Raw genomic sequence first — 26,155 nt, 5'->3', positions numbered from 1 at the left:
GCCCATTCTTCGGGTATGGAGCTACTCATGAGATGGATATTGTTCGCGTTGGTTGCCTTGTGTCTGATCGCGTCCTTAGCACAGGCTGAGGATTTCAAGGATCCGGTCTTTGATCTCAACGCTATTACTTCCACGCCGCTCAATGCCAAGGTGCTCAAAGGGCCTTACGAAAAAGACGGCGTGATGGTGGAAGAGGTGCAGTTCCATTCTGAAATGGATGGCTCAACCAGCGTCGATATTTTCGGGATATTTGCATATCCCAAAGGCGCAAAAGCTCTGCCTGCGTTTATCTGGAATCAGGGAGGGCTGGCTCAAGCGAGCGACTATTTTCCGATCCTCGGCGCCAAGCGAGGATATGCAGCACTGTGCATTGATTTCCCTATCAAGGGGTATCGTTCGACAGGCGGCTATCTGATCAATAGCGGTCTCTCCTCCGCTAATGATCCCAGGACCGCGCCGATTTATCACGGGGCGGTAGCGATGCTTAAGGCGGTGAGCTATCTCGAATCACGGCCGGAAGTAGATCGAAACAAGATCGGCATGTGCGGCAGTTCGTGGGGAGGGTTTTATACAACTTTGATGGTCGGCATCGATCCACGGCTAAAGGTTGGCTCGGCAATGTTCGGCTGCGGGTTCCTTGATCTGGGTAACGCATGGTGGGGTTATCCGGGCAAGCAGGGCTTTCCCAGCCAGGAAGCAGTCAAGCAGTGGATGGCTACGCTTGATCCAGGGCCGCGATTGGCGCATCGAAAAACACCAATCGGGTGGTTCACAGGCACCGCTGACATGTTTTACTGGATGCCGTCTGTGATGAAGAGTTACGCAGCAGCTGCGGGTCCAAAGCATCTGACGCTCTTTCCAAACTGGGCACACGGTCTGCCCTCTGAGGGAGACGAGCAGGTCTTTGTGTTTCTTGATATTTACCTCAAAGGTGCTCCCGCCTTTTGTGAGGTGTCACCTATCAATATCGAGGAGCGCGATGGCGGTCAGGTCGCGACTTGGACATTCAAAGGTACACGCAAGGTGGTATCGGCAGACTTGATTCTCAGTCCGGGAGACGAAGGCAATTGGCTCTCACGGTATTGGCTGACCTTGCCGGCGCAGATCGAAGGCAACACGGCGAGCGTCGTCCTGCCGCCGTCGAGTCGTCCGTATCTGATCAGCGGCGCGGTGGTTGACAGCGACCACTTCCGCAGTTCGACGCCGATTCTTCGCATCGTCAAGCCGCCGTCGGGAGGTGAATTGACGTACAACGGCGCATCGATGTGGGGTGATTTTGAAGAAGACGGCGTGGATTGGTCGAGGCGGCACGCTTTCATGAACATCGTGCCCAGCACCGACGCGAAGGCGGGCAAGCAGTCGTACAAGCTGTCAACGGGAAAGAACAGACTCTATCCGCTCTATTTCGCAGCAGATCAGACTCATCGGTTTACCGCATGGGTCAAGTCGGACAAGCCCTGTGCGATCACGCTTCGGTTTGACGGCGGATTGCCTGCGGACAATCACAAGACGTTCAGCGTGACGGATCAGTGGACGCGGATTGAATGTGAAATCAAAACCATGAATATCCCCACAGCGACACTGGATGCACAGATCGAAGTCCCCGCCGGCGCGACGGTGCTGATCGATGATGTGAAGCTCGAGCCGGTCAGCGAGGGCGTGCGCTAAGGTGGGGGAGTCTTCTGATCAATCTGGTTCGGGCAAAGAGGTAAAGCACGACCCGTACGCCGCTATGCGCTGGCGCGACTACCGGCTGTATCTGGCCGGTACGGTCATCGCAAATATCGGTCTGAATATGCAGACCACGGCTGTCGCATGGGACCTCTATAACCTTACCGGCAGCGCGCTGTCACTGGGACTGGTGGGTCTCGTGCAAGTGGTGCCGGTCTTTGCATTGACACTACCCGCGGGGCACGTCGCCGATCATCACGACCGCCGGCGTGTATTGCTGACGGCTGAGTTGTTTCTGGGGCTGGCGACGCTCTCACTGGCGATGGTCTCGCATTTCCAATGGCCGGTGTGGATGATTTATGCCTGTCTGTTCTGCAGCGGAATCGGTCGTGCGTTCCAGTCACCGGCTCGACAATCCTTCATGCCGCAACTGGTCCCGCGAGAAGATTTCAGTAATGCGGTGACCTGGAGCAGTGCGGGTTGGCAGATTTCGAGTGTGGCGGGGCCTTCTCTTGCGGGTGCGCTGATCGCGCTGGCAAAAAGTACGACGATCGTTTACGTGCTCGATTTCTGCGCGATCATGTTTCTTTTCTACGCGATTCTGGCGATTAAACCTCGGCCATTTGTTGGTAAGTCCGCAGCGATGTCCATGGAGTCGCTGGTCGCCGGAACGAAGTTTGTCTGGAAGACGAAGATCGTTCTTGCTGCGATCACGCTTGATTTATTCGCTGTGCTGTTCGGTGCAGCCATTGCGCTTTTGCCCATCTATGCCAAAGATATTCTAAATGTGGGTAAGGTCGGCTTTGGGTGGATGCGGGCGGCACCAGCCATCGGTGCACTGGTAATGGGTCTGTATATCGCTCGTCGCCCGCCGATGAAAAGTGCCGGTAAGGCTCTGCTCTGGGCGGTTGCCGGTTTTGGTGCAGCGACGATCGTCTTCGGATTTTCCCGCTGGTACTGGCTTTCGCTGCTGATGCTCATGCTCACAGGTGTTTTCGACAACATCAGCGTCGTGATCCGTCACACACTGGTGCAAATGATGACGCCTGATGAAATGCGCGGCCGGGTGTCCGCGGTGAACAGCCTGTTCATTGGCTTGTCGAACGAACTGGGCGATTTTGAGTCGGGCTTTGCCGCCTGGTACTTCATCACAAGTCTTGGAATGGGTACGGAACGCGGAGCCACGGCTGCGGTCGTCACGGGTGGGATCGGCACCTTGATCGTGGTCATTGCGACTGCGGCAATCTGGCCGGAGGTACGTCGTTTCGGAGCGCTGCCGGGAGGTTCCAGATGACGAGTCGTTCTGTACCGACCGGACGAATGCCGCTGGTTCGATTCGTTGTGATGGATACTTTCGTCTATCATGGGACCGTATCCTCTGGACTTGAGCCATTGGACCAGCCTGGATCGATGGCTTAGCAGGACGCGGCGTGCGTCCGGCAATTCGTCTGGGCGACCGGATTCTCTCCGGGCTTTCGCCGCAAACTCCGGAAACTCTGGAAACGGCAATCCCGGCTGCACCCCGATGGCGGTGAGCCGGCTTTTTGGAAATGGCTGTGAACTTCAACGATCTCAGGCTTTCAGAGCCTCTTCTTCGCGCACTGGCGACCGAGGGCTACACCACGCCTACGCCGATTCAGGCACAGGCTATTCCGCACGTTCTGGCGGGGAAAGATATTCTCGGCATCGCACAGACCGGCACGGGCAAAACAGCCGCATTCGCACTGCCGATCCTCGATCGCTTATCGCAAAAGAGGCACAACCCCTCGCCATCAACAACAGACGCATTGCCGACAAGTGAGGATTCGAACAGACACGGCAGCAGGCGGGTGCAGCCGCAGAGTCACTCCTTCCGCGGCAGGACGGCTTCGCCGGATCGTTCGTATCCACAAGCGACGTCTCACCTCGCTTATGGCAGGTCAGCGCACAGCCCGTCTTCGCGGGATCATGGCCGCCATATTCGTGCCCTGATTCTGGCTCCCACCCGTGAGCTTGCCGCACAGATCGGCGACAGCTTCCGCGCCTATGGCAGGCATACTTCGTTGCGTCACGCGGTAATTTTTGGCGGTGTCAACCAAAACCCTCAGACCCGCGCGGTACGCGAGGGCATCGACATCCTCGTGGCGACCCCTGGAAGATTGCTTGACCTGGTGAATCAGCAGCACATTGACCTCCGCCATATCGAAGTCTTTGTGCTTGATGAAGCTGATCGCATGCTTGACATGGGTTTCATTCACGACATCCGCAAAGTCGCTGCGCTGCTTCCCCGCACGCCGCACCCGCAGACGCTGCTCTTTTCCGCAACGATGCCGGCAGATATACGACAACTGGCTGCGACGCTGCTGCGCGATCCGGTGAGCGTGCAGGTCGCAGCGGTCTCCGCGACAGCTGATCGCATCGATCAATCGGTCTATTTCGTGGACAAGCGAAATAAGCCGTACCTTTTAACGCATCTTCTTTTGAACACCTCATTCACCCGCGCGCTGGTGTTTACTCGTACCAAACACGGTGCTGATCGCGTTGTGCGGAAGCTATATCAGGCTGGGATTCAAGCGGCGGCGATCCACGGTAACAAGTCGCAATCACAGCGGCTCCGCGCGATGGAGGGGTTCCGTTCCGGGCGTATTCCGGTGCTTATCGCCAGTGACATCGCGTCACGAGGCATTGATATCGATGAAATCTCGCATGTCATCAACTACGACTTGCCGAATGTTCCCGAGACATATGTCCATCGCATCGGTCGGACAGCCCGTGCCGGTGCGGAAGGTGCTGCGATCGCGTTCTGCGATCACGAAGAAAAACCGTACCTGAAGGATATAGAGAAGCTGACCCGCATCCCGATACCTGTGCGGAACGATCATCCTCCATACCCGTCGCGTGCTGAGCATGAGGCGACGCTTCGCGCTGAAGGTGTGACACCGCGACATCAGCACCCGCATTCAGGAGGCAGCACGTCCGGTCGCGGTGGTCAGCGGCAAAATACTCGTGGAGGACAGCATCGCAGCCCTCGTTCGGGCAGCGGTGACCACACACAAAGTCGTGGTCAACGCCGACGGCACTGGTGAGTGATCCGACTCACATCCTCTGGGGACGTTTAGCGATTCATGCTGGAACGAGAAAACGCAAGGAAATGCGGTGAGATGATGAGGCGAATGCTTCGACCGCTGGCGGCATAAAAACGGCTTGGCTATAATCCGCGTCCCACAACCCCGCCCGGGTGGTGAAATTGGCAGACACGCCAGCTTGAGGTGCTGGTGGGAGTAAAATCCCTTGCAGGTTCGACTCCTGTCCCGGGCATTTCAATACTTCCCCTCGACTGCATCAACCTTTCCCGTCTTGACCTGCTTGGTATGTCGCTTCATCGGTGTCGCAGAGAGCGGCCTTGTGCCATGTTATTGAAGTGCGTCATCGCTCTGGCAATCGCAAACTCCAGGTCCGGGCAGAGATCTTCAAGATCAACTCGCCTCGCAATACCCATGGCATCGAGCTGGCGGTAGTGATGTGGCGTCACGCCGGAAATAACCAATCGGCTCCCGCGCTCGTTCAAGGACTGCGCAGCCGCTTGAAGATCGAGCACTGCGTTATTGGTGAAGCGCATCGACGATGGAATGGCAAGGATCACCACTTTCCATCGGCGGGGAATGTGATTAAGCCAGAGCTGGAAATTAGGAGGCCGATGTGTGCGACCCTGCGGTCCGGTGATGCGATAAATGCCCAATTCAGGCGGAAGCAAATCCTTGATGATACCGAAGGCACGTAATTCAGGATCGCTGAGAAGATCAAGCTCTTTTACGTCAGCGATGGGAGTACGCCAATCAATAAAGATGATCCATAACAAGAAAATGATGGGAAGCAGCAGACTTATAGCCCCGTAGCTGTCAAAGAGAAAGGTCCCGATGATCGCGCCCAGCAGGAACGAACCAAAGATGCTCGCCAGGAGCAGGAGCCTCAGAGCGGTGGGGTGCCGCTGCGAGATGCGAAGCACCCGACCGGCACGAGCCCATCGCCTGCCGCGGAGCTTTTCCATCCACCAGTAAAAAAATTGTACGCTCTCAAAGCCGAAGTCAGTGATGACGCCGGTGACGTGCGTCGTTCGGATCTCGGACCCGGAGATTTTGGTGATCGTCGCGTTTTGCAGGCCCATCGCCAGTGCCGCCAGACCGGTGAGCCACCAGAGATGTTCCTGAGTGGGTTCAACCGTGTGACCGCCCGGCTGGATGTTCGTGTATTTGAGTCCTATTGCGATGACAGCCAGCAACACCGCTTCGACCGTCATGGGCAGGACATATTTGGAGATATTGCCGCGCAGACGTGCGCCCTCCGTCATCAAAGCCGAGAGCATGCCCCCGATAAGGAACATCAAAACCAGAAACGCGTAGAGCAGCGATACAGAGTGCCGCTCCATGGCATGACGAGCGATCAGTGTCGTATTGCCCGACATGTGCGAAATGGGGACAACGAAAGTGATGAGCATCACCGCATTGGTGAATCCGCCGATCCAGGAAAGTGAAATGGCAAGGCGCGACTTCTGGCGGAAGGAATAAGCTCGCGCGGAAAGCATCTCGATCGGATCCGTGAATCAGAACGATGAAGGATTTTATCGACCGGTTACCTTTAGGGAATTGAGTCAGAACCATTGGCAGGCACGGAACCATCGCTATGGTCTCGCAATCTCCCCGGAAGATTCGTGGCTTTCGACAAATTTCAAGGGGGCTTGGCTACGTACGGAGGAGTACTGAGTTTTTGCAGATGCCGAAATTACACAGCAGGGAGGGTGAGGCTCTGCCGAACCGTAACTCTTTCGCAAATGTCAAAGTCACACAGCAGGGAGAGTGAGGCTCCGCCGAACCTTATCTCTTTCGCAGATGCCGAAATTACACAACAGGAAGGGTGAGGCTCCGCCGAACCATATCTGGAAGTTGTCGAAAAACGCCAGAGGTTACGGGGTAGAGAGTAACTTGGTCGAGATCGCTTCTGCGTCGTACACGCAGCCGCCCCACGTACCGCCGCTGGCACTTTGTAGCGCAGCCCATAACCGTGTATCTGCCGGGAGATCGGAATCCGGCTTGAGGTCTGAGCGCAGCGGTCGCTGAGCGAGCAGCCGGGCACCGACCGCGGCATCTTGAGCTTTACCGTTTTCACCGACGAGATTGATTGAGCCTTCAAGTCGATTGCGGTCGATCACGATTTGAATCATGTCGCCGTCAAGAACTTTGCCCACCGGCCCGCCTGCCAGAGCTTCCGGGCCGATGTGACCGATGCACGCTCCGGTTGAGACGCCGGAAAACCGAGCGTCCGTGATGACCGCGACATGTTTACCAAAGTCAAGGTGCTTCAGCGCGGTCGTGACCTGCGCTATCTCTTCCATGCCCGATCCCATAGGGCCGCGACAGATGAGCACCATCACATCGCCGACGCGAATGTGACCGCTTTTGATAGCCGCCATCGCCGCCTTCTCAGTGGTGAATACTCGTGCCGGTCCTGTTTTGCGGTACACGCCATCAGCTCCGACCACGCTGGGATCGATCGACGTACTCTTGATGACCGAGCCTTGCGGCGCGAGATTACCCAGTGGAAAGGTCACGGTGCTGGTAAGTCCACGCGAAGCAGCACGTGAAGGTGACATGATTACATCATCGGGATCGATGCCGTCCTGTTTTCGTAGCTCATCACGCAAGCGGCTGCGACGCGGCGAGGTTTCCCACCATTCCAGCACACGGCCAAGTGTTTCTCCGCTTGCGGTCAGGCATGACAGATCGAGCAACCCAAGCTGTCGCAGGTGGAGCATGACTTCCGGCACACCGCCTGCGAGGAAAACGCGGACAGTCACGTGACCCACCGGGCCGTTCGGTAAGGCATCGACCAATCGCGGCACCTGTCGATTCAACTCGATCCAATCCTGCACGGCCGGACGAGTCAGGCCGGCCGCATGTGCGATCGCCGGGATGTGGAGCAGGAGATTGGTCGAACCGCCAAATGCTGCATGAACAGCCATCGCATTTTTGATGGACGCGGGTGTGAGGATGCGATTGACCCCGATATTTTGTGATGTGAGGTTCATCAGTGCCCGGGCTGAACGTGTCGCCATGTCGAGCCAGATCGGTTGGCCCGATGGTGCTAATGCCGAGTGCGGCAGCGAGAGTCCCAGAGCCTCACCGACAACCTGTGAAGTCGCAGCGGTGCCGAGAAACTGACAACCGCCTCCCGGCGAACCGCAAGCACGGCAACCCATTTCGGCGGCTTCTTCCAGACTGATAACCCCAAGCGAAAACCTCGCATTGATGGATTGAATTTTTCCCGCGTCTTCCGCTCCCCGTGCCGGTAGCGTTACTCCGCCGGGGACGAGTACGACGGGCAGATCGCCGCAGCCCGCGAGTGCCATCATCATCGCCGGCAATCCTTTGTCACAGGTTGCAACTCCCATGACACCTGCGCGGCGGGGTAACGATCGGATCAGACGACGCAGCACAATGGCAGCATCATTGCGGTAGGGCAGGCTGTCCATCATGCCTCGCGTGCCCTGCGAGCGGCCGTCGCATGGATCGGTGACATAGCCCGCAAAGGGAATCGCGCCGCGATCCCGCAACTCACGGGCCGCGACTCGCATCAACAGCCCGACTTCCCAGTGGCCGGTGTGATAACCCAGCGCGATGGGTGAGCCATCGTCCGCACGGATACCTCCCGATGTCGAAAGAATCAGAAACTCCGGCCTCGTCAGCTCCGTTGGCCTCCAGCCCATCCCGGCATTCTGCGTCATGCCGAAGAGGTCTCCGCTGGCCCAGTTGCGGAGCATTTCCTCGGTCAGCGGCAGTGATCCCGCAGGACCGGCTCCGCTTGTACGCAACTCATACACGCTCTGATCGGTTGGTTCAACGATATTGGAAAATGAGGTCGGCATCATTTGAGGATATTCCGATTGCAGATGGCGTCCACAACTGCTCAGCGGTTATCTCGATAGTGACTCAGCGGCTGGCAGATGATGTTGATGTTGCATCATCAGCGATGATTCGGCCATCCTCCATCGTGACCACTCGCCGCGCTTTATGTGCTAACGCCTGATCGTGCGTGACCATCACGATGGTCTGACCGCGATCCGCGATTTGATGGAAAATGTCCGCGACCAGTTCGCTGTTGCGCTTGTCGAGGTTACCGGTCGGCTCATCGGCCAGCAGTACCGCGGGATGATTTGATAATGCCCGGGCGATGGCGACACGCTGCTGCTCGCCGCCGCTGAGACGATTGGCGGGCCGCCTGATCTTGTTACTCAAGCCAAGGTCAGTGAGCAGAGAGGCAGCCCGTTCCATAGCCTCTGCACGGTGCAGACGGCCGAGTTTGAACATTGGCAACGCCACGTTTTCCTGTGCTGTGAATTCTTTGAGCAAGTAGTGAAATTGGAAAACAAAACCAATTTTTTCATTCCGCAGACTGGCTAGCTGCGGATCATTTAGCTCAAGGGTGTTATGTCCGTCAATGAACACGCAGCTCGGCGGATCGCAGGGTAAACGGTTTCGTTTTTCATCAAGCGTAAAGGTGCTGGGTCGATCCAGACCACCCAGGAGATACAGAAGCGTACTCTTACCCGAACCGCTGGCCCCGACGATCGACACGTACTCGTTGCGGCCGATAGTCATGTCCACACCGCGCAGCACGACGGTGGCCGCGTCGTCCTCCCCCAGGACACGGTGGACATTTTGAGTACGCAATAAGACATTTGCCTGTGTGGCGGGACTGCTGCAGTTCGCATCGACTTGTTGCGGATTGCTGGTCATCAATGCGCTCCCCGGATCACATCCACCGGGTCGTAACCAGCCGCCCGCCGTGCCGGATATGCCGCCGCCAGCAGAACGATAATCATTGACGCAATGAACGCAGTCACGTAATCGCTGCGATGTTCGCTCATCAGCAGGCCTTCAGTTTTAACAAGCCCTTCCATCTGGATCGGCAGCCGCCGGAGTATTTCAATCGTTACCTTTCCCAGTGCCAGTCCCAGACTGGAACCAATCAGGCCGATGACCAGACCCTGAAAGAGATAAATCTGTGTGATGTCGGAGCGTGAGAGGCCGATGCTTTTGAGGATTGCGATATCGTTGACGCGCTCCAGTACCGCCATGATGAGAATGTTAAGCACTCCGAACGCAGCCACGATGAGCAACGAGGCTGTGATGATGTAGGTGATAACCGTCTGGATGCGGAAAATCTTGAGGAAGTTTGCGTTTGATTCCTGCCAGCTTTCCGTGCGGTAGCCCGCGATTGACTCGATCTGGGCTGCGTAATCCTGCGCCTTGGTGTAGTCGTCGGTGCGCAGGACGATTTCATTGATGATGTTTTTTTTATCCACCAGCGTTTGCGCGTTGTTGATCATCATGTAGGCGCGGCCGTAATCGACCGGGGTGACGCCGGTCTGAAAAATGCCGACGATTTTGGCGACGGTCTTACCGCCGGTAGGACTGGTCAGAACGATGGTGTCGTCGAGTTTAGCCCCCAGCAGGTCTGCCACGCCGCTGCCGACGACCACGCCGTTACCCGCGGTTTTGAGTCGGCCAAAGTCGCCGGCGATGAGTTTGTCGCCGATGGTCGTCACGCGAATCTGCTGTTCGGGTTCGATGCCGAAAATACCCAGATTCATCGTCTTGGTGCCGTAGGTCGCGATGACGTCACCTGTGACCACCGGCGCAGCAGCAACGATGCCGGGCATCCGCCGGAGTTTGGCGAGCAGACCTGTCGAGTTCTTGATTTTTCTAATTTTGTCCTGCGGCTTGGTGCCATCAACCAGTAGCAGGGCGTTGGGATCCTTATATGCACGCTGGAGTATCGGCGTCTGAGTCTCGCGGAACTCGTCCTTGATCGTGATGTGGCCGGACGACTCGACCGTCTCGATGATGAACTTATCAGTGAATCCACCCATCATCGCGGACATGGCGATGAACATCATCACACTGATCGTCACACCAGCGATACACACCAGTGATTGGCGCTTGTGGGAAAGGAAATATCGGATGGAAATAAACCAACGCATGCGAGTGATCCAGCGGACATCCGGTCAATTAGCCGGACTTAACGGAACCCCTTGAACCCGTCCGCATTCTTCACGTGCTTGTTCAGACCTGCCGCTTCACGCGGATCGACAAATTGCGTGCGCACGCGCTGGCCTTCTTCCAGGTTGCCGACCGCGCTGACGACAACCTGATCATCATCGCTCAGACCGGATAGCACTTCGGTCCGCTCGATGCTGGTCAGGCCGAGTTTGACTTCCGCACGTTTGAGTCTGCCTTCGCGCACGATCCATACCGACCCGCCTTGCACAGCCTGAGAGGGCAGGATATTGGCTTTGGACTTTTCTTCGATCACAAACGCCAGTTCCCCTGTCATGCCCGGCGAGAGTTTGGCGCGATGCGGGTCGGACTCGTCGATCTGGATGTCCACCTCGAAAGTTCGACGGTCAGACTCGGCCTTGTCATAGATTTTGCTCACGCAGCCTGTGAGCACTTCACCGGGAAACGAATAGAGCGTCATCCGCACCACCTGGCCGGGTGTCACGCCGACCTTGTCCTCCTCATCGACCGCGGCCCGCATCACGAGTTTGCCCGGAGACACATCGGCTATCTGCATGAGGTGATCGTTGACCGCCACCCGTGTGCCTTGTGAGACGGGCCAGTCGAGCACGACGCCATTAATCGGACTGCGGATGGTCTGCTGGTCGTAGTTCCACTGCGCGATGCGTAGTGCTGCGCGTGCGACATCGACATCCTTATCAAGTTGAATCTTTCGTGTCGCTCGCTGCGCTCGATTGGAGGCAGCATCGCTGGCCGCGCGGCTGAGGCGGTCCAGCGAGCGATCCAGATCCTGATCGGTGGCAGAGTTTGACTTCACCAAAGTCTCTATCCGTTTATTTTCACGGCGAGCCAGCGCGAGCACTTCGTCGGCGGCAACAATCTTCGCGTCAATCTCGGCAAGGATCGGCGAGGTCTTGTCGTCAGCCAACTGCTCCTTTTCCTTCAACTCAGCCTTGGCCTGGTCGAGCTTGAAAGTGATGTCATCGCTGGTGATGACGACAACGGGTTGATCCTTTTTGACCGTATCGCCTTTATCCACGAGCCGCTCAGTGATGAGGCCTGCCACGTTAGCGCGGATCGGATATTCACGGTCGGGCGAGATCGTGCCGGTGGCATAAAACGCATGGACTACCGGAGCTTCGACAATCCGGGTGACGCTTACCACCGGATTCCAGTAGCGTTCATAAACGTAATAGGCAGCCGCGCCGAAAACGACGAGGAGCACAAAAAACACAAGCCAGCGAATACGAGCGAGGGCACGAAGTCGGCGGGTCATGAGGGAGGATTCTAAGGGGAATAGCTTCGCGAAGCAGAACTATATCCGAGACACTTATGTAAGCGGGGAACGATATACGACTTTCACACACTCGCCCTGAAAGGTTACTTCACCATTGCCCATTGCTGTTCAAGCCTTTTAGCCGACACCGGAACCGCGGTGCCCAACTCCTGGGCAAAGAGTGAGACGCGAAACTCCTCAAGCATCCAGCGATATTGTTCAAGGGCAGGATCGTACAGACCGCGAGCTCGATGAAGCTCAGCTCGTGCAACATATTGCTGCCAGAGCGGCGAAAGGTCGGCGGTGTGTCGCGCATCCCGATCGAGGCCTGCATTGGATAGTTTCTGGATTCGTAGCTGAACCGCTTTGAGATAGCGGGGGTATTGCTCAAGCCACGGGTAAGGAATGCGAAGCAGGAATCCTTCCGCCATCAGGCGACCAAGCTGCTGACGCATGTCATTGATTGCTGCGGTCCAGCTCGGTGCGATCCGTCCGCCGAGTTGAAATTGCACAGCCTGATATGCCGCGAGAATCTGTGTCACCAGAGCAACCGTTGACCGCAGTGATTCATCGATGCGATGCTGTCGCTCCCGCAACCGTACTTCAAACTCCATGTGGGTGCGCACTTCGGGGAGGTTTTCGAGAAACGTGCGGTCGATCGCCAGCTCGATCAGGTATGCCCGAAGTGCGGATACGCTGCCCAGCGGGGCGAATTGCACGCCAAGAGTATCAATGCCTCTGAGACCTCGCGTGAGGTATTTCATCTCATCGGCAAGGGCGATCAGGTACAGACGGCGCACGCCGGCGCGGTGGACTGCGCGGGCGGTATCCGCGCTATCAAACAGTCGCAGGGAGACGGAGGTCTGTTTGTCCACCAGTGCGGGATATCCCTGCATGGTTACGCCGGCACGGCGGACGGATACCCGTTCCGGCAAGTCGCCAACATCCCATTTTTTCAGGTCATCACGGGTGAAGTCGGAATCTGTTGCTGGCCCGGAAAAGCTGCCGGCTGCCATCGCACCGAGCCGCTCCTGCAGCTCCGTCAGATCACGGCTCATCGCCAGCGGGTGCCCCTTGTCATCGAGGACGCGGAAATTCATGCGGAGATAATCTTCGATACCAGACTCGTTGAAATCCTCGCGCCGGATCGCTCGACCGGAGATCTGCCCCAGATGGATCACGAGTTGATCGATGAGAGAGCTGCGAACGGTCGTATCGTCTCTTTTTTCCGCGTTTGATGAATGGCATTGTGCTGACGTGTGATTCAGGAGCGGCAGAATCGACGCGGCTGTCTGCGGCACGGGTACAAAGAGAACACGCAGGTGTTTGGGTAGCGATTTAATCATCGCTGTCACTTTTTCATCGAGCCAGCCGGGGACGAGCCATTCAAACGGGTCCGGACGCAACTGATTCAGCGCAGCCAGCGGGACAGACAGCGTCACGCCATCTGCCGGATCACCCGGTTCAAAGCGGTATTGCAATGGCAGTCGCATCTGGCCGACTGCGATTTCATCGGGAAACCGCTCGGTCGTGATCCCTTCCGGCAAGTGATCGACCAGATCACGCATCTCCATAAAAAGCAGTCGTGGCTGCGTGCGTTCCGCCTTTGCCCGCCACTGCTCAAAGAGCGGGCCGCTGAACACATCACGCGGTATGCAACGGTCGTAGAACGCGAAGACATCCTTTTCATCACGCAGCAGGTCGTGCCGCCGCTGCTTTGCTTCGAGAGTTTCTACCTGGGCTGCCAGTGAGCGATTATGCCGAGCGTATGGCGCATTGCTTGAGTATTCGCCTTCGACCAGCGCGTGGTGGATGAATATCTCCCGTGCCAAACGCGGATCGACAGGACCGAAGTGAACCTTTCGGCGAGGGATCACCACCAGGCCGTGTAGCGTCACTCGCTCCCACGCGCGGACGTGGGCTGTCTCCTTTTCCCAGTGCGGGTCAGAGTAGGAGCGTTTCATGAGATGCGGTGCCAGACGCTCGATCCACTCGACGTGGATCGGTGCAACGGTGCGTGCGTAGAGCCTGGTCGTCTCCACAATTTCAGCGGCCATCACCCAGCGCGGTGTCTTCCGAAAGAGTGACGATCCCGGAAAAATGCTGAACCGGCTACCGCGTGTGCCCTGGTATTCCGACGTTTCCCCGCGCAGACCGATATTGCCCAGCAGGCCGGTGAGTAACGCGCGATGGATATGCTCAGGCGGCGCGGGTCGGCGATTCGGTTCAGAACCCGCCTCTCGCACCAGCGAGAGCAACTGTTGGTGGATGTCCAGCCATTCACGCATCCGGACAGGAGAAAGAAAATGCTGCGAACACCACTTGCGAGCCTGACTGCGGGTGCCGCGGCGAATCTCGTCGTGGTATGCCTCCCAAAGTTTCAGATAACCGAGAAAGTCAGAGCTGTCGTCACGGAACTTCGCGTGCGATTCATCAGCGGCCTGTTGTCGATCCAGCGGTCGCTCACGCGGGTCCTGCACGGAGAGTGCAGCCGCGATGATGAGCACCTCGTGCAGAGCGTGTTCCTCGCGAGCAGCCAGAATCATCCGACCAATTCGCGGATCGATCGGCAGACGCGCCAGCTCGCGGCCGATCGGGGTCAATTCGTTTCGTTCATCCACCGCTCCTAATTCGTGCAAAGTGACGTAGCCATCACGGATCGTGCGTGGATCGGGTGATTCGAGGAAGGGAAACTCCTCGATGCGTCCAAGCCGCAGGGCTTTCATTTGCAGGATGACGCCGGCCAGGTTGGTCCGCAAAATCTCCGGCTGTGTGTAGGCGTCCCGCGATAAATAGTCATCTTCGGAGTAAAGACGGATGCAGATGCCTTCGCTGACTCGTCCGCAACGGCCTTTACGCTGATCCGCACTGGCACGCGAGATCGGTTCGATCGGCAGTCGCTGCACTTTCGACCGTGTGCTGTATCGGCTGATGCGTGCTGTACCCGGATCGATCACATACTTGATGCCGGGGACGGTGATCGAAGTTTCCGCCACGTTGGTCGCCAGTACGATGCGCGTGTTGGTGTGCTCCTGGAACACGCGGTTCTGCTCGCCGGTCGAGAGCCGTGCGTAAAGCGGCAGAACTTCGACGCCGCCTCGTGATGGAAAGTGTTTGCGCAAGGCGTCGGAGGTGTCACGGATATCACGTTCTCCGCTGAGAAAAATCAGCGTGTCACCTCTGGCACCGGCTTGCAATTCATCGACCGCGCTAACGATGGAGCCTAGCACATCGTGGTCCGTTTCTTCATCGTCCGGGGCATGCGGACGGTAGCGCACCTCGACGGGATAGGTTCGGCCTGATACCTCAATGATCGGCGCATCATCAAAATGGCGGCTGAATCGCTGGGGATCGATGGTCGCGGAAGTGATGATGACCTTCAGATCACGCCGCTTGGGCAGCAACTGCTTGAGATAACCCAGAAGAAAATCGATGTTGAGGCTGCGTTCGTGCGCTTCGTCAACGATGATCGTGTCATAGGCTTCGAGAAATCGGTCCTGCTGCGTTTCGGCGAGCAGGATGCCATCGGTCATCACCTTGATGTAATTCTGCGGGCTGGTCTTGTCATTGAACCGGACCTTGTAACCGACCGCACTACCCAGCGATGTGCGGAGTTCATGAGCGATGCGGGCCGCGACACTGCGGGCTGCGATTCGTCGCGGTTGCGTATGGCCGATCATTCCCGCGATGCCTCGTCCCAGATCGAGACAAATCTTGGGAAGTTGCGTGGTCTTACCTGATCCGGTCTCGCCGCAGAGGACGACAACCTGATGGGAAGAAATCGCTTTCGCAATTTCTTCCCGTCGCGCGACGATGGGTAATTCACCGGGGAATACAGGTCGTGGCAGTCCGCTGCGGCGTTGCTCTCCCCTGGTGATGGAAGCCTCGACATCAGAAGCCAGACGTGTGAGCGAAGCATCGGCCACGACATCATCCTGTCCCGGACCTCGCCCACGTAACGCATCTTCAATTCGCATCAGAGCGCGGCGAAAGCGGTGCTGGTCTCCCAGCATGGCTTGTCCAATGCGTTCGGTGATCGAGTCAATGCGTTCGCGCACGCGCTAAACCTCGCGTAAAAGGAGGCATTCTAGGAAATGAGACAGCAGACATAACGGGTCCGACAGCTCCTTGGCCAAATACAGAAGTCGAGCAGGGGAGCGTCATCCTGCCGGTGGTGTCGCAGGTCATAGGGGGTGAGTTCAGCCGCGGAAAGGGGCGTTTACCGGCAGCGGTGAGGTTCGTACTGTATTCGATACCTATGCCGATGATTGCCGTTGAAACGCTCGACGATCCCCGCCTCGATGTCTATCGCAATCTCAAGGACCGCGACGTAGCGCGACATGGTGACAGGTTCATCGCGGAAGGTGAGCATCTGGTGCGTCGGCTGCTTGCCAGCGACCACCGCGTGGATTCCGTGTTCATCGCTCAGCGGCGCGTCGAGGAACTGGCTTCACTCGTCCCCTCATCCGTGCCGTTGTATGTCGCGCCTGACTCCGTTCTCGAAGGCGTGATCGGCTTTGCTTTCCATTCCGGCGTGCTGGCGTGCGGCATCCGTCCGGTGGAGCACAGGCTCGACGATGTGCTGCCGCCACCCGCTGGTCCTGCTGTGCCCCTGACGCTGGTGATATGTCCTGAGATCATCAACGCAGACAATCTGGGATCGCTGATCCGCATCAGCGCAGCGATGGGTGCGGATGCCATGATCGTCGGTGAGCGATCATGTGATCCTTATTGGCGTCGGTCGGTTCGGGTGTCGATGGGTTCGATCTTCACGTTGCCGATCGTCCGTTCCGACGACCTGCTGCGTGATCTGTATCGTCTGCGGCAGGAGTGGGATGTAAATCTGCTGGCTTCGGTGCTTGATGATCGCGCTGCTCCGCTGGAATCCATCCGTCACCCTCGAACCCCCAATCGCGTGGGCATTCTTCTGGGTAGCGAGTCACAAGGCCTGCACACCCGCTGGCTGACCGCTTGCGATCAACTGGTGACGATTCCCATGCACCGAGGAACTGATTCACTGAACGTCGCGGTAGCAGCCGCGGTCTTTCTTTATCACATCACCCGTGTTGCTGGGAACGCCACGGGCGGAGCCGAGAAACTCTCCGAAAAATAAGCATCACCACTCGCGGAGTTCCCGCAGCAGCGTCTCCTGTGCCGAAGGGGAAGCCATGAGGTTTGGCACGCGGGCACCGGAGTATCGTTCGAGGTTAAAGGGGAAGACAGCCTTCCCCTGCGTGTCGGTGACCAGACCGCCTGCTTCGATGACCAGAGCAGCAGGGGCCACCACGTCCCAGAGTTTTCCGTGAATGGTGATGGCACCGTGAGCGATGCCGGCTGCTACGTGGGCACCATCGAGTGCCGCCGAACCGATGACGCGCATCTTCCAGGGCGTTCGGCCGAGCCAGCGCGCCGGCCAGGAGGGGGCGCGGCCATTGGCGTCGATGAGATTGCTTGACGACATGACGAATGAACTGTCAGAAAGCGGATCACCGTTTACCTGTGTGCGACGGTCATTAACCGACATGCCTTCGCCTCGCGCCGCGGCATACATCACATCTTCCATCACGTCATACACCACGCCCAGCACAGGCCGGCCGGCATCGAGCAGACCGATGCAGGTGGCGAAGTGTCCGAAGCCGGCAATGAAATTGTTGGTGCCGTCGATGGGATCGACGACCCAGACACGCCCCGCGGGGTTCGGAATCTCACTGGTGATAGCCAGTCCGGTGTCATTCTCCTCCCCGATGAAGCCGTCGCCGGGGAAGCGGGGGCGGATCGCCTCATAAATCAATTTTTGACAGGCGCGGTCAGCATCGGTGACCGCTTCGTCATTCCGCTTGGTGAGACGTTTGACCTTACCGTAATAATCGCGGGCAAGCTGGCCGGAACGTCGCGCCAGTGCGACGGCAAACTGGAGATCTTCCTTGAGCGTCATGTCGGGAGTATAGAGGCGCAGCCTCGGATTGACATTTTTTGCCGATGTGATGCTGTCAAAGGAACTGGTAACGGGCGCCACGGGTTATACTTGGCAAATTGTGAACATTGGTTGGGTCTCGTGCGTCTGAAAACGGACGAGCGAGCGGATCGAACCACTTGGGGATGCGTGATGCACCGACACAGCCAGCGACTCAGCCAGCGCGCCCGGTGCTTTACCGTTGCAGCCGTTGCGCTGACGGGTGTGCTGCCCATTCAAGGTTTCGCTAGAGAAATGGTCCAGATGAACATGAGGGCTGTCTTATCTATCAGCCCTCAAGGTGAGTCGGTTTCCAGCATGGCTGCCTTTCGTGTTCCCGGAGAGTCGCAGCAAACCACTGACGCCGTCGCCGACTTTGAGCAATTGCTGACCAATAAACAGTGGGACAAAGCCTTCCGTGCGATGGAGACTTTCCAATCGGCCAACCCTGTACCGATGGTTCGCACGGCGAACGATTTTGTCATGCCGGTGGACCTCTACGGTCGGCGACGATTGGCATCACTTCCGCCGGATGGTCGGCAGGCGTTTCGTGTGTTTTACGATGCACAGGCCAAAGCTCTGCTGGAGAAACCCGAAGGTTCTTCCGAAGAATTAGCCGCACTGGAGAAGGTGTACCAGAAGTATCTCATCTCCAGTTATGGCCCCGCCGCCGCCGATCGGCTTGGAGACACCTATTTTGAACGTGGTGATTTTTCTCAGGCCGCCAAATGTTGGGCGGACATCATCACCTACTGCCCGGATTCAACGATCTCGGTTGCCCGACTTTATGTGAAACAGGCGACGGCCCTGGCGCGAGCGGGTGATTGGACGCGGTTTGATCAGATTCAGCAGCGTGTTCAGACAAGATACCCCGAAGAGAAAGTCGTGATCGGCGGCGGCGAGGTCGCTGTGACCGAGTATCTGACCGCATTGGCGAAGGAACGCGCTTCGGATGCTGCCGACGCTGCCGGACTCGCTGCCGCATCAAACCCGGTGCCGGACAAAATTCCGCTTCCCAAGGCTGACGTCCCGGCGTGGAAGTATGAGTTCTTCAACGAAAATCTCCGACAACAGGTTGCCGTGGCGTTTCAGAACAGCGGCTATGGCAGCGGGATGATCGACAATCTGCGCCCCGAAGCAGTTAGCGATGAAACGCGGGTGTACGTCAATTGGTTTGGTTTGACGACCGCGATCGACGCCAAAACAGGCAAAGTAATCTGGCAATCAGAAAAACCCGAAGCGATCGCGCCACGTGTCCAGCAGATGGTCAATTACGGAATATTCAACAGCGGCGCGATGTTGCTTGATCGCGGCTTGATCTTCAGCACGGGTTACGAACAGAACCGTATGCCTTACTTGAGGATTGCCTGTTATGACGCTGCCTCTGGAAAGCTCAAATGGAACACGTCGGGTAACTCAGGGCTGGGGGAATACTTCTTCCTCGGTTCACCCGTGATCGAGGGTGACGTGGTCTATTGCACCGCGTTGAAACAGATGCGCGGCGAGCTGAGCCTGGTGGCGATGAGCCGGACCAGCGGCACAAAACTTTGGGAACTGGTGCTGGGAAACCCGACTCAAAACCCGCGAGGCGGGTACAACGTGGACCTGGAACCACAGATCGAAGCGACTGACAATCAGATCTTCGTGTTGACCAATGACGGTGCTCTGGTGGCGGTGGATCCCGTGGAAAAGCGAATAGCCTGGGCGTATATGTACGGTGAAGGTCGAAAAATGTTTTCCAATCGATCTCGCCGCCGCGGTGCGATGCCGTCGACTGGCGGTCGGCGCGGTGATCTGCCGATCGAGCATGGCATCCTTTATTTCAAGGACAAAGGACAGGAAGAATTACACGCAGTAAACATCAACGATCGCTCCCTCCTCTGGACCAAAGAAATCGGATCAACGGATGCACTGCTGGGCATCATTGATGGCGAGCTTTACGTACTCGGCGATGCGCTGACAACCTATAAGCCGAGTTCGTTGGAGCGACGCTGGTGGTCGGAGTTGTTCGGTAAAAATGTCGATGCTCCGCTATTTACCCAGTCACAGGTTTACCTCTACGGTACGGCTGGGCTTTTCGACATCGACCGCAAGACCGGCAAAATCACCCAGATGCTTACCGAGTTTGATACGGAACCCACTGGCGGGTCTGTGCTCGCCGTCGATCAAACGCTGATTCTCATCACCGACACGACAGTAGTCGGGTACCGGACAGCGGCACCATAAAGTAGCCAGCAGGTCATGCCTACGGCATGATGTGTCGGCTTATTCAGCAGAGTCAACAAAGGAACGCATCTCATGAACATCCATCTCCGCTTTCCCGCATTGCTTCTGATTCTTGGAATGCTCGCTTCGGCGGCTGACGCGCAGACGACACGTCCCGCGGATAGTGCGTCGAGTGGTCTGGTCACCTTCAATCTGATGGACGGATCCATCATCAGCGGCACGCTGGGTGTCAAGGAAATTCCGATTGATACAGATTTCGGAGCACTGGTTGTGCCGGTGTCCAAGATCATTTCGGTCACGCCGGGGCTGGACAGCCACACGGATTTTCAGGCGAACTTCGCAAAGCTGGTCGAGAAGCTCGGTTCACAGGAAGTCACCGAACGCGACGCCGCCCAGAAGGCTCTGATCCGCATGGGGCCGTCGCTCCGCAACGAGCTGGTGCGTTATCAGGCGACCGCCGACCCGGAGCGCAAGCTTCGCATCAATGCGATTCTTGAGGAGTTCAACGATGATGTGTCGGTCGATGAAGATGAGCCGCAGCCAGCTGCGGTCATCCGTCTGGACATGATCCAGACAGCGGATTTCACCATCGTCGGGCGGATCGTCCCCAAGTCATTTGCCGTCACAAGTAATTACGGTCAGTTGACGGTGAAGCTCAGCGATATCCGCAACGCTTCACGAAATATCAGCAAGGGCGTGGAGGAGATCAACAAGTCGCTCTCCGTGGACGGCTCTAACCTTGTGCAACTGCGATTCAAGGAATCGGGCATCAAGGTGAGCAAAGGCGATCGGATCACGGTCAAGGCTGACGGCACGCTGGTGATGACGCCCTGGGGCAGCGATGCTCAGTCCACGCCTGATGGTGCGCCGAACTACGGCTGGTACATCCAGAACCAGATTCCGATGGGGATGCTGATCGCGAAGATCGGCAAGAGTGGTTCGGTGTTCAAAGTCGGATCGAATAACACGTTCACCGCAGAGCAGAGCGGCGAGCTGCAATTTGCCATCGCCATGCACCAGGGGTATGCGTCCAACAGTTTCCCCGGCAAATACAACGTCAAAATCAAAGTCCGGCCGAAGTCAACCAATCCGTGATTAAAATCGCCGGTCGATGATGAAAAAGATCACGCCAACCAGCAAGCCCGGTGCCGCCATCGCAGCACTGGGCTTGTCTATTGAAAGCACCGCCAAAGCGCAAGCTGCGTGGGCAGCGGATTGGTCGAGATCGCAGCGGACCTATCGGGCCGGGCGAGTTCCTTTTCTGAAGCCCTCTGCGATCCGCTCGCTCTGTCAGCGGGTTGGAATGCAGCCGGATGCACGCGAAGCGATGGCTGGGGCAGCAGCAGGAATCGCGGATGATCCCACCCTTGAACGCATTGCCTGGCATTGCCATTGGATGACTTTTCATTCCGGCAGGCCGCAACAGATTCCCTCGTATTCCTGGCCGTCAATGGATGAGTGTTTGGGTGAGCCGGGGCGGCTGCTCTACGCTGTCGTGGTGCTGTCCGGGTTGCCTGATCTGGAAAGAGCCAACGCCAAACGAGGCATACCGGTCCGCATCACGCGAGAAACATTAGCGGATGTGGAAGTGTGGATGCGCGACCATCTCGCGCGGCATGGAGTCTGGGGTTTTACCCGCCAAGGGTGGCTGATGCTTCACCTCGCCGGGCGGAATCTGCGCCTCGGTCGCTTGCAGTTTGAGCCGACGACTTTCAATCAGAACATCGTCGTTTACCGTCACCGGCGCACCGGTCGGACTGTCGCATTGGTCGGACACGGCGCGAGGATGGATGCCCAGGGGCAGTTCGTCCCTGCCGATCAGCGACCAGGGCGCGGCGAGTGGACCGCGACCATTACTCGTCACAATCAGATCATCCGTGGATTCTGCATTACACCAAGGGGACAGGTGCAGCGACAGGCGATCAACCTGCGCTCCCGTGAGTGGAAGATCGTGCTCAAAAAAGGTGACCCCATGCTCGGCGTACACATTCCAGCAATGGGTCCGATGGATTTTGCTGAATGCGGAAAGTCTTTCGCTGCTGCGATGAGATGCTTTCCCCGCTGGTTTCCGCGTCATCGTTTTCGCGGTTTCTGCTCTGCCTCTTGGCTCTTTGACGATCAACTGGGCGATTATCTGCCGTCACAGAGCAACATCGTGCGCTTTCAGCGGGAGTTTTATCTGACACCCCTTGAGGGTACGAGTGATTTTCAGACGTGGGAACGAGTGTTCGGCAGCAAGCCGGACAACCTCGACACCGCCCCGCGTGACACCACGTTACGTCGTGTGATTCTCGATCATGTCAAACGCAAGGGTTGCTGGCGGTGCGGCGGCATGTTCCTGCTGCGCGAAGATCTCAAGTGGGGTCGACAGGTGTATCGCTCTGACTTTGACAGCCAGTGCGATCATGGTCGGCACCGCACTCCATAGCCGGTCCGTTATCGCTGGAACACCGTATCCGTCTCAGGTCGGGCTGCCACCTGTGTCGGCGGGAGCATCTTTTCACGTACCCGCGCGATTACCGCCTTCCGTTCCGCTGGCGTGATGCCGACGAGATTCAGGTCGTTGAAGAAGCCGTTGACTCGCTCGAAGTAAGCCAGCGCGTCGCGGTATTGCGTTTCTCTGGTCATGAAAGCGCGAAACGCTTTCGTGTCGGCAGGCCCGTCGGGTTGTTGATGGAACGCCTGCCACGCTTCACGGAGTGATGCCAGACCGGGGTTGACGCTGCCGTCGTCCCGCAACGCAAAAAGTTCGCTGTATTCAGCGATGAGCCGCATAGCCGTCTGCCGCCGAATGCGATGGATGGCAACATCGTGGCCAGCAGCGTTGGCATCCGGTTCGTCCGCACGCGGAGCACCCAGATCGTTATACAGCTCGCGTCCGCTGAGTACCTGCGCGACCTCGAAGCCACGGAGACTTCGCGTCGGCAGGGCTACTTCCTGCGACAACGAATATCGACCTGGAGGGCCAAGCAGAACATCACGCAGTACACGATCTACAAACGGAATCGGCCCCGAACTCCCCGGCAGCGAATCGGCGAGCCGCGATGTCGCCCCCGTTGGAGTCGGCGGCGGAACCGGCGGCGGATCAGACAGCGGGACTACTCTCAGGTCCAGCACCGTGCCGTTGTAGGTAAAGCGATCCGTCGTCAGCGGCGCGATTTTCGTCACCCCGATTCCGCTGAGCGTTCCAGACATATCGCCCGCCGCACCATCCGGTGAACCGATTCGCGGAACGCCGCCCGCGCCTGTTGTGGACGGTACGCTGCTGAAAAACAACCGACCTCCCGTGACGATATCCACGCCGGCATCGGTATCCATAGCTCCTGTGGAGTTCAGCAGTGTGCTTGCATTGCGGAGGCGCAGGAGAATGTTCGAAGCGTTAATCCGCATATCGCCGAGGCTGTTGAGGTCGCCGATGGTCGCAGTGGCACCCGTGCCGGGCAGGTCGATCGTCAACGCGCCGATGTTGGTGATTTTTTCATTGGGGCCGACCAGAAAATCGCCCGCATCGGAATGGATGAGCAGGTCACCGCTGGGGGCAGCGATCGTGGCGACGGTGGGAATCGCGCTTTTGCCGTCGCGGTTCATGATTATGTCACCCACAGCCTGCACGAGCGGGGCATCGATGGTGATTAACGGGCCGGCCGCCAGCTCGAGTGACGCGAGCTTCGTCGCGCCCCCGACCGTATCACCCAGCCGAATGTTGCCCAGTCGGGCAAAAACGCCCAGCGAGTAAGGACCGTCAATAGTCGAAGTGAAGCGGATATCGCCGCTGTTGCTAATCAGGGAGTTATCCCGGCCAAGCGTCACCGCACCGATGTAATCCTGATCGTCAACCGTGTGAACAAGTCCGCCGTTGAGATCGGTCGTGCCGGTGACGAAAACATTCTTGAGCAGCCGGGTTTCGCCGACCGTGCCGTCGAAGATGGCATTCCCCTCCACACGCAGGCCCTCAGCCCCGATGTCGCCGTTCACCGCATCACGAAAATGGATTGTCGTGCCGGTGAGGACCGTGTCATTACCGACCGTTGCTTCACGATAAGTCTGGGCGCCCAGTGTGGTGACGCGGCCGCCGTAGAAGTTGGCTGCGCCCTGAACCAATAGAGACGACAGCGGGGCCGTGTTGCCGACCGGACCGCCGAAGTAAGTGCTGGCGTTGACGGTCAGGGAGCGAGGCGTCACGTCGGAGTCGAGCCGATTTTCAAATCGCGTCCCCGTCGCGCTGAGCACGGTATCCGCACCGAGTGTCACATCGCCGATGAACTGCTGCGTCCGCCCAGTAGCAATCGTCGCGCCGTTGAGGAATATGCGGTTCCCCGAAAACAGAGCTGCCCGCCCGATGGATGTCAGCGCGACATTGATCGTCAGGTCGCCGTCCGCATTGCCGTCGCTGTCAGATCGTGCGGTGAAATTGCGTGCTCCATTGATCGGGGCATTGAGTGTCAGGTGGCGTCCCGCTTCGAGCGTTACGTCGTTGTTCTTTGTCAGGTCAACCGTTTGGTTAACCACCAGGTCCCGTGTCGCCTGAAGCGTGATCGATCCGGTGATCGCTTCCAGTGCTTCGTCGGAGACAGTCGTCAAGCTGGTGGTATCAGGTTCGGCAAAGTCGATTTGTCGATCGGCGAGCAGGGCGTCTTGCGATCCGGTATCGCCGATGATGAGGTCCAGCGGGTCGATCAAGAGCTGGCCTGCCGATGCGCCGTCACCGCCGCGCAGATCGATGAACCCATGAATCGCGAGTGCCTGTCCGGATACTTCGACACTTCCGCCCGCGCCCGTGGTTCCGCCGGAGGCATCGATCACCGCGCGTGGAGCGACGGATGTGGTGCCGTGGTAGCTGTGTACGAGCACCTCGCCGCCTGCCGCAGGGGTTTGCTTCCCGGCGGCGGAGATGCGGCTGCCGTCAAGCAGATAAGTGTGCGTATCGCTGGTGACCGCTACTCGTCCGGTTCGTGCGGCACCGTCCGAAGCATCGGCGGAAATCTCCCCGCCATTGACGACGGCCGGCCCCTGCACGATCACCTCACCTGAAGCCTGCGCGGTTGAGCCGGCTGCGATGCGACCATCATTGACCACCGCGCCGCCGGTTGCCGCGACGTTGATCGTTCCTCCGTCAGCCTGGAGGCTCCCTGAGTTGCGTACTGCCAGCGAGTACATGTCGCCCGCACCAAGCACGATTCTGCCTCGTCTGGCGCGAACGCTGCCGGTATTCTCCACCGCCGGATCGCCGCTGATGTTTGGTTTGGCACCGCCGCTGGCTGGTCGCGGCTGATCTGTGATCTCCCTGCCGTCCACCTTCACCGTAATGCGGCTGCCTTGCTCCTTGAGATACACCTCACCGCCAGCCACCATCGTGACCACGCCCGCATCGCTGACGATGGAACCACGATTGGCGACCGCGTTACCGACCAGATGTATCGCGCGTCCCTGGAGTGATCCTTCGTTGACGACCTGGCCGGCCAGATTGCGGAAGAAATTGTTGCCGGAAAGAAAATCAGCGTTGGAAAGATTCCCCGCCGCCGCGTACAGGCCGCCGACATTCACCGCCGAGCCTTGCAGAAAGTACACGCCGCGCGGATTGACGAGATAAACGATGCCGTTGGAACTAAGCGTGCCGGCGATTTGACTGGGGGACTGGCCGGTAACCCGGTTGAGCACGCGCGACTGGGCGGATGGCTGCACGAATCGCACCGTCTCATGCGGCGCGATGTTGAACTGCGAATACTGGATGATCGCGTTATTACCGGCCTGGATCGTGGTGACATTGCCCTGCTGGGCTACCGAGGCCGATCCGGCGACAACCTGCGCGTTTTGAGGTGCGGCCTTGACGTGGCCGGTCAGCAGACTGACCGCGCCGGCTCCGGCGAGCAGACGCTTGAACGTCCAAGCCGCTTTCTGACGCGAAGTTGCCCCGGCCATTCCTTGCTTGCTGCCGTTTCCTGAAGGCCGTCCCTGTTTCGAGTTTTTCCGTGCCAT

At 58.0% G+C, this 26,155-nt stretch carries 15 protein-coding genes and 1 tRNA gene; 8 read left to right on the top strand and 8 right to left on the bottom strand.

The genetic code is table 11. The annotated features are described in order from the left end of the window. The first annotated feature begins 27 nt into the window (after nt 1–27). From IT444_04675 to IT444_04660, 4 genes are all read left to right on the top strand, one after another. Nucleotides 28–1,668 (top strand): hypothetical protein, encoded by a 1,641-nt coding sequence (locus IT444_04675; protein ID MCC7192059.1) that lies wholly within the window; start codon nt 28–30, stop codon nt 1,666–1,668. A gap of 64 nt (nt 1,669–1,732) precedes the next feature. Beyond that, a complete protein-coding gene (locus tag IT444_04670; GenBank protein ID MCC7192058.1) occupies nt 1,733–2,965 on the top strand; it encodes an MFS transporter in 1,233 nt (410 codons plus the stop codon). A gap of 262 nt (nt 2,966–3,227) precedes the next feature. Continuing rightward, nucleotides 3,228–4,736, top strand: coding sequence for a DEAD/DEAH box helicase (locus IT444_04665; GenBank protein ID MCC7192057.1), 1,509 nt, complete (start codon nt 3,228–3,230; stop codon nt 4,734–4,736). Nucleotides 4,737–4,882: 146 nt separating this feature from the next. Further along, nucleotides 4,883–4,968, top strand: a tRNA-Leu gene (locus IT444_04660). A 61-nt stretch (nt 4,969–5,029) separates the two neighbouring features. Here the strand turns inward: IT444_04660 and IT444_04655 are convergent. From IT444_04655 to hrpA, 6 genes are all read right to left on the bottom strand, one after another. Further along, nucleotides 5,030–6,232 carry a DUF1275 domain-containing protein gene (locus IT444_04655; protein MCC7192056.1) on the bottom strand — a complete coding sequence of 401 codons (1,203 nt, stop codon included), beginning with the start codon at nt 6,230–6,232 and terminating at the stop codon, nt 5,030–5,032. A 378-nt stretch (nt 6,233–6,610) separates the two neighbouring features. After that, nucleotides 6,611–8,569: a YjhG/YagF family D-xylonate dehydratase gene (locus IT444_04650; GenBank protein ID MCC7192055.1), complete on the bottom strand. Its 1,959-nt coding sequence runs from the start codon at nt 8,567–8,569 to the stop codon at nt 6,611–6,613. 64 nt (nt 8,570–8,633) lie between these two features. Then, nucleotides 8,634–9,440 (bottom strand): ABC transporter ATP-binding protein, encoded by an 807-nt coding sequence (locus IT444_04645; GenBank protein ID MCC7192054.1) that lies wholly within the window; start codon nt 9,438–9,440, stop codon nt 8,634–8,636. Further along, nucleotides 9,440–10,687 (bottom strand): ABC transporter permease, encoded by a 1,248-nt coding sequence (locus tag IT444_04640; GenBank protein ID MCC7192053.1) that lies wholly within the window; start codon nt 10,685–10,687, stop codon nt 9,440–9,442. Before IT444_04640 ends, IT444_04645 begins: the two co-directional genes overlap by 1 nt. A gap of 38 nt (nt 10,688–10,725) precedes the next feature. Next, nucleotides 10,726–12,000 carry an efflux RND transporter periplasmic adaptor subunit gene (locus tag IT444_04635; GenBank protein ID MCC7192052.1) on the bottom strand — a complete coding sequence of 425 codons (1,275 nt, stop codon included), beginning with the start codon at nt 11,998–12,000 and terminating at the stop codon, nt 10,726–10,728. 104 nt (nt 12,001–12,104) lie between these two features. Beyond that, nucleotides 12,105–16,058, bottom strand: a complete 3,954-nt coding sequence (gene hrpA, locus IT444_04630; protein MCC7192051.1) for an ATP-dependent RNA helicase HrpA — start codon at nt 16,056–16,058, stop codon at nt 12,105–12,107. Nucleotides 16,059–16,258: 200 nt separating this feature from the next. Here hrpA and IT444_04625 point away from each other — a divergent pair, with 200 nt between their 5' ends. Then, nucleotides 16,259–17,113 carry an RNA methyltransferase gene (locus IT444_04625; protein ID MCC7192050.1) on the top strand — a complete coding sequence of 285 codons (855 nt, stop codon included), beginning with the start codon at nt 16,259–16,261 and terminating at the stop codon, nt 17,111–17,113. A gap of 3 nt (nt 17,114–17,116) precedes the next feature. On the opposite strand, the gene IT444_04620 is transcribed toward IT444_04625, so the two are convergent. Next, nucleotides 17,117–17,935, bottom strand: coding sequence for a hypothetical protein (locus tag IT444_04620; GenBank protein ID MCC7192049.1), 819 nt, complete (start codon nt 17,933–17,935; stop codon nt 17,117–17,119). A gap of 171 nt (nt 17,936–18,106) precedes the next feature. Between IT444_04620 and IT444_04615 the strand changes: the two genes are divergently transcribed. The 3 genes from IT444_04615 to IT444_04605 all read left to right on the top strand — a co-directional run bounded on the left by IT444_04615 (nt 18,107) and on the right by IT444_04605 (nt 22,607). Beyond that, nucleotides 18,107–20,179 carry a PQQ-binding-like beta-propeller repeat protein gene (locus IT444_04615; protein ID MCC7192048.1) on the top strand — a complete coding sequence of 691 codons (2,073 nt, stop codon included), beginning with the start codon at nt 18,107–18,109 and terminating at the stop codon, nt 20,177–20,179. 72 nt (nt 20,180–20,251) lie between these two features. Then, nucleotides 20,252–21,274 carry a hypothetical protein gene (locus IT444_04610; protein ID MCC7192047.1) on the top strand — a complete coding sequence of 341 codons (1,023 nt, stop codon included), beginning with the start codon at nt 20,252–20,254 and terminating at the stop codon, nt 21,272–21,274. Nucleotides 21,275–21,290: 16 nt separating this feature from the next. After that, on the top strand, nt 21,291–22,607 hold the full coding sequence (locus IT444_04605) for a DUF5596 domain-containing protein (GenBank protein MCC7192046.1): 1,317 nt from the start codon (nt 21,291–21,293) through the stop codon (nt 22,605–22,607). Nucleotides 22,608–22,615: 8 nt separating this feature from the next. On the opposite strand, the gene IT444_04600 is transcribed toward IT444_04605, so the two are convergent. Then, a complete protein-coding gene (locus IT444_04600) occupies nt 22,616–26,155 on the bottom strand; it encodes a filamentous hemagglutinin N-terminal domain-containing protein (protein MCC7192045.1) in 3,540 nt (1,179 codons plus the stop codon).

The organism is Phycisphaeraceae bacterium (genome assembly GCA_020851465.1).
GTDB lineage: Bacteria > Planctomycetota > Phycisphaerae > Phycisphaerales > Phycisphaeraceae > JADZCR01.
Note: the sequence above shows the minus strand (reverse complement) of the source record. Positions and strands in the feature narration are given on the sequence as shown.